The following is a 6,850-nucleotide window of genomic DNA, read 5'->3' as shown; positions in this document are numbered from 1 at the left end:
GTCCCGACGAGGCCGTCTACCTGCGTTCCCCCCGTACGTCGGGTGAGACGGCTTCGTCGGGACTACTTGTATCCGGTTGTATCCAGACCGTTCTCGAGCGAACGGCCCTGGTTCGACTGTAGATGATCTTTCCCTGGTCGCTCACTCCGGCTGGGTGATTTCTCGACGGCCGATCAGCCCCGGCTGGCCGCGTCCTCCATCCGGTTCATCCGTCTTCAACTGATCGTCGTCCGCGTGCCCACAGGCGTGGTTCGCATGGCGATCAGTATCTGCCGCAGTGCCTGCTCGTTCCCGCCCTGCGTCCTCGGTCGATGTCCTCGGTCGAGGTCGCGGTTCATTGACAGGAACGAAGGGTGGGGTGACATCCGCCGCCTCCGCGGCTACCCGGGTGAGTGTTACTTGGAGTGATGGAGTGTCGCGTTGGGTATCGGAGACGCGACGATGCAGGCCTCCCGGCCTTGGCCGTGCCCGGGAAGCGGCTGGCCGGGACCAGTGCCGTAACGACGGTGCCGTAACGACGAGGTCCGGGCGGCCGCGGTACTGGAGGAGCAGGTCTGGGTCGCCGTGGGCGGACCCGTCGCCGTCGCGGCGAGTGGCGTCGCCATCAATCACCATGTGTCGCGGGCTGGCGGTGATTAGTGACAGACATCTCTCCTTCATCACAGGAATATTGCCTTGCTGACATATTTGGTTACGTTCGGACAGATGTGGGATGTTTTGTGGGGAGTAGCCGTGGGCTGCAGACATGCCGGCGATCGGGATCGATAGCCTGTTTTGGGCATGTACCGACAAAGCCGATGGTTGCCTCCGTACGGGTCGGAGGGAGCGCGGTGGGTCGCTGGCGGGAGGCCGGCGGAATCCGGAGTCGGTGATGCCGCGAAGGCCGCGGCTCGTCCCGGCCGGGTCCTTCGTCGCGGCGCAGCCGCTATGGGGGCCGGCCGGCTCGCTCGCACGGGAATGACTCGGAAGGTAGGGGTGAACAAGGTGCATGTCCCCGCGGCGCGCATCGTCTTCTCACCGGAGGATCGCGCGGAGATCGCATCGGCCGTGACCGAGATCCTGGCCACCGGTGCGCTGACCTTGGGTGTCCATACCGCTGAATTCGAGGCGGCATTCGCCGCGGCTCACGAGGCCCCGTTCGCGGTCGCCGTGAGCAGTGGAACGGCCGCATTGGAGATCATCCTTCGTAGTCACGGTGTCGAAGGCGCGGATGTCGTCGTGCCGACGAACACGTTTGCGGCGACCGCTTTCGCGGTGTTGCGGGCCGGTGCCATGCCGGTTTTCGCGGATGTGAGTTCGGACACCTTTGCCCTGACCGTCCGCGGTGTCGAGGCCGCGGTGACGCCGCGGACCCGCGCCGTTGTCCTGGTCCACATCGGTGGGCTGATCCCGCCGGACGTGGCCGAGTTGCGGGCCTTCTGTGACGATCGAGGCATCGCGCTGGTCGAGGACGCGGCACATGCCCACGGCAGCCGCCACGGTGACGGCCACGCCGGGTCGTTCGGGATCGCGGGAGCGTTCTCGTTCTATCCAACCAAGGTCATCACGAGCGGTGAGGGCGGAATGATCCTCACGTCCGATCCCGCCATTCACGAAGCCGCTCGGATCTATCGTGACCAGGGCAAAGCCGGTTTTCTCGGGAACGTCCACATCAAGCAGGGGTACGCCTGGCGGCTCAGCGAGATGCAGGCGGTCACCGGCCGGGTGCATCTGCGGCATCTCGCCGACTTCCTGGCGACCCGCGCCACCGTAGCCGCGCGGTACGACGCCGCGCTGGACACCCTGGGCACCGTTACCCGCCTGCAGATGCCGCCGGCTGGTCTCTGCAACTACTACAAGTACATTGTCCTGCCCCGCCCCGGGATCGATCGCGGCCGGCTGAAGAAGGAGCTGAAGGAACGCCACGGCGTCTCCCTGAGCGGTGAGGTCTACGAGTCGCCGCTGCACCGGCAGCCGGTCTTCAGTCACTACGCGGTCCGGTCCCTTCCGGTTGCCGAGGACATCTGCGCCCGGCACGTGTGCCTGCCCATCCATTCGGACATGACCGAGGTGGAGGCCGACCACGTGGTCGCGTCCTTCGCCGCCGCGCTGCAGAGCCTGAGCCTGGACGGATGACAATGAAGATTGCGGTAACCGGAGGGTCGGGTTTCATCGGCAGCCATGTGGTCGACCGTCTGCTCGACGCCGGTCACGACGTTCTCTCGCTGGACGTCGAACACCGGCCGGTCGACCCCTGGGCCAGTTACCAGCAGCTCGACGTGCTTGATCTGCCGGCGGTCACCGCCGCGCTGAGGGGCGTCGAGGCCGTCTTCCACATCGCGGGGATGTCCAATGTGGACTTCGCGTTCGCCGACCCGGTGCGCACCGTGCGGCTCAACGTCGAGGGCACCGGGAACATCTGCGAGGCGGCGCGGCAGGCCGGGGTTCGGCGGGTGCTGTTCGCCAGCACCGTCTGGGTGTACGGGGCGGTCGGTGACCGGGCCGGCTCGGCGCCGCTGACGGAGGACGCCGAGATCACGCTGGGCCGCGCCGGGCACGTCTACACCTCGACGAAACTGGCCGCCGAACTGCTGCTGCACAGCTATCAGCAGACCTACGGGCTGCCGTTCACCATCCTGCGTTACGGCATCCCCTACGGCCCCGGAATGCGTGACGAGCTGGTGCTGGCCCGCTTCGTCCGCAAGGCTCTGAACGGCGAGTCGCTGACGGTGGCCGGCGACGGCCTGCAGTTCCGCAACTACGTGTTCGTCCGGGACCTGGCCGAGGCGCACGTGCTGGCTCTGACCCCCGACGCGGCCAACACCACGCTCGCCCTCGAGGGCAGCGAGTCGGTCAGTGTGCTGGAGATGGCACGGGCCGTCCGGGAGTACTTCCCCGGCACCGCCATCGAACACATGCCTGCGCGCCCCGGGGACTTCCGCGGCCGGGAGATCTCCGCGCAGCGGGCCGCGGAGGTGCTCGGCTGGCGACCGACCACACCCTTCTCGGAGGGTGTCCGGCAGTACATCGAGTGGTATCTGGCAAATCGACGGCCTCCGGCTCAGGCGCTCCCGCCTGTCGGCGACCTCGACGTCTCCGCGGTCTCCTCGGAGTGACCATGGCGCAGATCGGCGGTAGCACGGTGAATGGACCATCCAAAGATGATGTTGAGGTGGGAGTCGGCGGCCCGCCAGCCGTCGGCGAACCGGGGGTCACGGAACCTGTCCTGCCGGGGCCGGCCGCAGCGGGGGGACCGGTCGCCGCCGCCGCACTCCCCGCCGATCCGCGCACGCACGGCGTCGACGCCCGGCCCGCCGGAACGCCGACGCGGCGGGGCTCCGCGCTGCTGCTGTCGGGCTCGCTCGGGATGGGCCACGACGTGATGGCGCAGGCGTGCGGCGCGTCGCTCACCCGGCGCGGGTTCACCACCCGGACCGCCGACAGCCTGCGCATGCTCGGTGGGCGTAACGGCTCCCGGGGGGAGAAGGTCTTCCGTGGCATGATCGCCGTTCCGGGCCTGTATGACGCCGTGCACTTCTCCCAGATGAGAACCGGTGGCCGGCTCGCCCAGGCCATCGAGAGGACGTCGAGCCGGTTCGTCGTCCCGGCATTGCGCGAGGAACTGGCCGCTCAGCCGACCGATCTCGCGATCTCGATCTTCGCTACCGGAGCCGCGGCGACCAGCCGGGTCAAGGCCGAGTTCCCCGGCCTGGTGACGGCGGTGTTCTCCACCGATTGCTGCGTGCACCGGCTGTGGGTACACGACAACACCGACCTTTACCTGGTCACCTCGCGGACCGCCGCCCGGTACGTGCGGCGGTTCTCGCCGAACGCGCTGATCTCGGTGGTCCCGACCCCGGTCCGGGAACCCTTCTACGACCCGCCGACTCAGGAGGAGGCGCGGGCCGCGCTCGGTATCCCCGCGGACGCTCCCTGCGTGCTGCTGATGTCCGGCTCCTGGGGGCTGGGACCGTTGGTGGAGGGTGCCGCGGCCATGGCCGCGGCGGGCATCTACGTGCTTGCGGTGGCCGGCCGCAACCAGCGGTTGGCCGCGCGGTTGACGGCTCTGTCGGAACGGCAGCACAAGGTCATCCCGTTCGGCTTTACCGATCGCGTCCCGGCGCTGATGGCGGCGAGCGACCTGGTCGTCACGTCGTCCGGGGACACCTGCAGCGAGGCTCGGGTGATCGGACGGGACCTGCTGCTCATCGACGTGGTGCCGGGGCATGGCCGGGATAACCTTCAGAAGGAACTCGAGCGAGGTCGTGCCGAGGTGACGAACACCGACCCGGTGTCGTTGACCAGATCCGCGCTCGCGTGCCTTGACCGGGTCAAGCCACCGTCGGACCGGGTGGCGATCGGCCCGCACGCGTGGGAGCAGGCATTCGGGGCGGCTCTGGCGCAGATCGGTTTCGGCGCGGACTGGTGAGGCAAACCCACGGTTCGGGACGGATCCTGAGGGCCATGATGTTGGATGGGACATGAGCAGAGCCCTGGTGATCGGTCTGCCGACCGCGGTCGTCTCGGCGGCTCTCTACGGGATCGCGCCGCTCGTCCAGGCCCGTGCTGCCCGCCGGGAGGAGGAGAGCTCGGGGCTGGGGCTTGCGCTGCTGGCCCGCCTGGTGCTGCGCCCCCTGTGGCTGATCGGCCTTGCCGTGGAGGCGGGCTCGTTCCTGCTGGAGGTGTATGCCCTGTCCGTGGCCCCGGTGGCGATGGTCGCCCCGGTGATGGCTCTCGACATGATCGTCTTCACTCTGCTGGCGCAGCGGGTGCTCGGCGAGAACATCAGCCTGACCGGCTGGCTGGGCGTGGTCGCGATGGTCGGCGGTATCGGCCTGCTCGCCTTCGCCTTCACGCACCGAGCGGAGGTCGGCAGCTCGGCCAGCACCGATGTCCTGCTGGCCTTCCTCGTCCTCGGTCTGATCTTTGCGCTGCTCTGCGCGTCCCTCGCCAACCTGGCCGTGGTGCGGGACATGGTCGCGGGCGCCGCGTTCGGATTCGGGGCCGCGGCCGGGGTCAGCTACGCCATCGCCACGCTGGCGACCCGCCAGATCGGCCTGGCGGTGAACGAACGACGGGAGGGGCAGTCCACGCTGGTGGACCTGCTCACCACCCCGACGCCCTACGTCCTCGTGCTGTTCTCCGTGCTGGCGCTCGGTCTTCAGCAGCGTGGCCTGCAGGGGCGCGCCGCCGTCATCGCCTTCCCGGTGACCAGCGGGGTCTCCGCCTTCCTGCCGGTGACCCTGGGCCTGACGCTGTTCAACGAGCCGGCGCCCGACGGTGTCCGCCGCGTGGCGTTCATCGTCGCGATGGTGCTGGTCGCGGCCGGAATCGCCGCTCTCGGCCGCGATCGGATGGCGGCAGACCGGTCCGTGGACGAATTTGAGAGCGTGCTGCGGCCCACCCCCGACGACCGCCGATTGGAGGACGGCGTCGTCCCCCTGGACGGCCGGCCGGAGGTGGTCGAGCCGTCGGATGCGGAGCCGGGGCAGTCGGCGAGGGCCCGGGACGAAGCAGCTTCTATCGCTCGTACTGGCACGGTTGTTTACCGTAGCGGCATGTCGAAGAACTTATAGTGATGCGCCGCGTGCTTTCGGTGAGATAGTCGTCGTGGCCGGCCGCTCGGGTTCACCCCCCGATCGCCCGGGCGCCCGGCCGTCTCCCGCTTGCCCGCCTTGCACGTTCCCCGCGTCGCGCATCCGGTCGAGGTTTCCTCCGGTCGGGTCGTCGAGACGCCGCCAGCCGCATCTCGACGACCCGACTGGCTCGTCAGACCCCGAACCGCTGGAGGGCCTTGCGCACCCGCAGGTTCGCCTGCGCGAAGGAGATCTTTCCGTCCACGTAGGCCGACAGCGCCGCGCGGCGGACACGCTCGACGCGCTGATCTTCAATCGGAGTGTTGAGTAGGTTGGTCGTGGCGGTGGCCACGGCAATCACCTCCCAGTGGCAGGGAAACAGGGCACTGCAACTCGCGGGTGACCTCGGACGGCACACCGGACCGGAAGGCGGGGAACGAGGCGACGATGCCTCGGCCGATCCTTTCGACGTGAGGTCGATCCGAGATCGGAGATGAGCAGATGGATCTGGAGAGCGGGCGGACGCTGCGCTGCGCCGCCTCGCTAGGAGGGCGAGGGGATGGCGGCTCCGCGCTCCGCCCGCCCCGGCTGACCGAGGACCCGGGCAGGTGCGTTATGGCGCCGCACGCGGGTAGCCGTATTGCCACATATGGTCACAGCGACTGCCCTCCTCCGCGTTGGGCGGGCGCTCGACGCCCGCGTGGCCCGTCCCGGTCGGGTGGAGGTGACCAGACGCCGACCCGCCGGGCTGTGACGGGAGACCGCAGGTGCCTTGTCACCCGATCGCCTCGCGGCGAGTGACGCACTGCCGTATCCACATCACGTTACAGCCATGTAACGACCGCGACGGGACGAACGCCCGGACAACGAAGCCCGACCGAACATCTATAAGAGTGCGCGACCGGGAGGCATTGCGCAAGAGCCAACCGGCTCGTGGCGAGGCTTCCTGAACAGGCATCTCGGCCCCTCGGCCGGTGGAACGATGCCGTTGATCGAATCGTCTCCGCCTGGCGGGTCCGGCCCGGCGCCGGTCCTGGTCCCAGTCTGAAACACCAGGGCGGTGCATCCTGGCCCGGGCATCCCGGCCCGGGTAGGGGTTGACCGAGGATCATCCGGTCACCGGCGTGATCGGCGGGGTTACGGCCACCGGAGCGATATGCATCGAACCGTGGAGGAGAGTCGAAAGCGGCGGGCCCGGTCCCGGTCGCGACGTACCGGAGCGACCGGGACCGGGCCGAGGCCGACCAGCGGCGATCTCGTTCTTTTCCGATGGGATTTTTCGGTAAACATTCACC

General features: G+C 68.7%; 5 protein-coding genes. 4 read left to right on the top strand and 1 reads right to left on the bottom strand.

Features of this window, described 5'->3' with window-relative positions:
• Positions 1–984 precede the first annotated feature (984 nt).
• From AC08OQ_RS16335 to AC08OQ_RS16320, 4 genes are read left to right on the top strand one after another with little or no spacing between them, the layout of a single operon-like run.
• Complete coding sequence (locus AC08OQ_RS16335; RefSeq protein WP_476601105.1) at positions 985–2,115, top strand: DegT/DnrJ/EryC1/StrS family aminotransferase; 1,131 nt, start codon at positions 985–987, stop codon at positions 2,113–2,115.
• A 2-nt stretch (positions 2,116–2,117) separates the two neighbouring features.
• Positions 2,118–3,095: an NAD-dependent epimerase/dehydratase family protein gene (locus AC08OQ_RS16330; RefSeq protein WP_476601099.1), complete on the top strand. Its 978-nt coding sequence runs from the start codon at positions 2,118–2,120 to the stop codon at positions 3,093–3,095.
• Positions 3,096–3,097: 2 nt separating this feature from the next.
• Complete coding sequence (locus tag AC08OQ_RS16325; protein WP_476601101.1) at positions 3,098–4,408, top strand: MGDG synthase family glycosyltransferase; 1,311 nt, start codon at positions 3,098–3,100, stop codon at positions 4,406–4,408.
• 52 nt (positions 4,409–4,460) lie between these two features.
• Entirely contained in the window at positions 4,461–5,555 is a 1,095-nt protein-coding gene (locus AC08OQ_RS16320) for an EamA/RhaT family transporter (RefSeq protein WP_476601103.1), read from the top strand.
• A gap of 193 nt (positions 5,556–5,748) precedes the next feature.
• Here the strand turns inward: AC08OQ_RS16320 and AC08OQ_RS16315 are convergent, their stop codons facing one another.
• Positions 5,749–5,907 (bottom strand): hypothetical protein, encoded by a 159-nt coding sequence (locus AC08OQ_RS16315; RefSeq protein WP_023840144.1) that lies wholly within the window; start codon positions 5,905–5,907, stop codon positions 5,749–5,751.
• Positions 5,908–6,850: the final 943 nt, after the last annotated feature.

This window comes from Frankia sp. CcCS3, from assembly GCF_977927575.1.
Note: the sequence above shows the minus strand (reverse complement) of the source record. Positions and strands in the feature narration are given on the sequence as shown.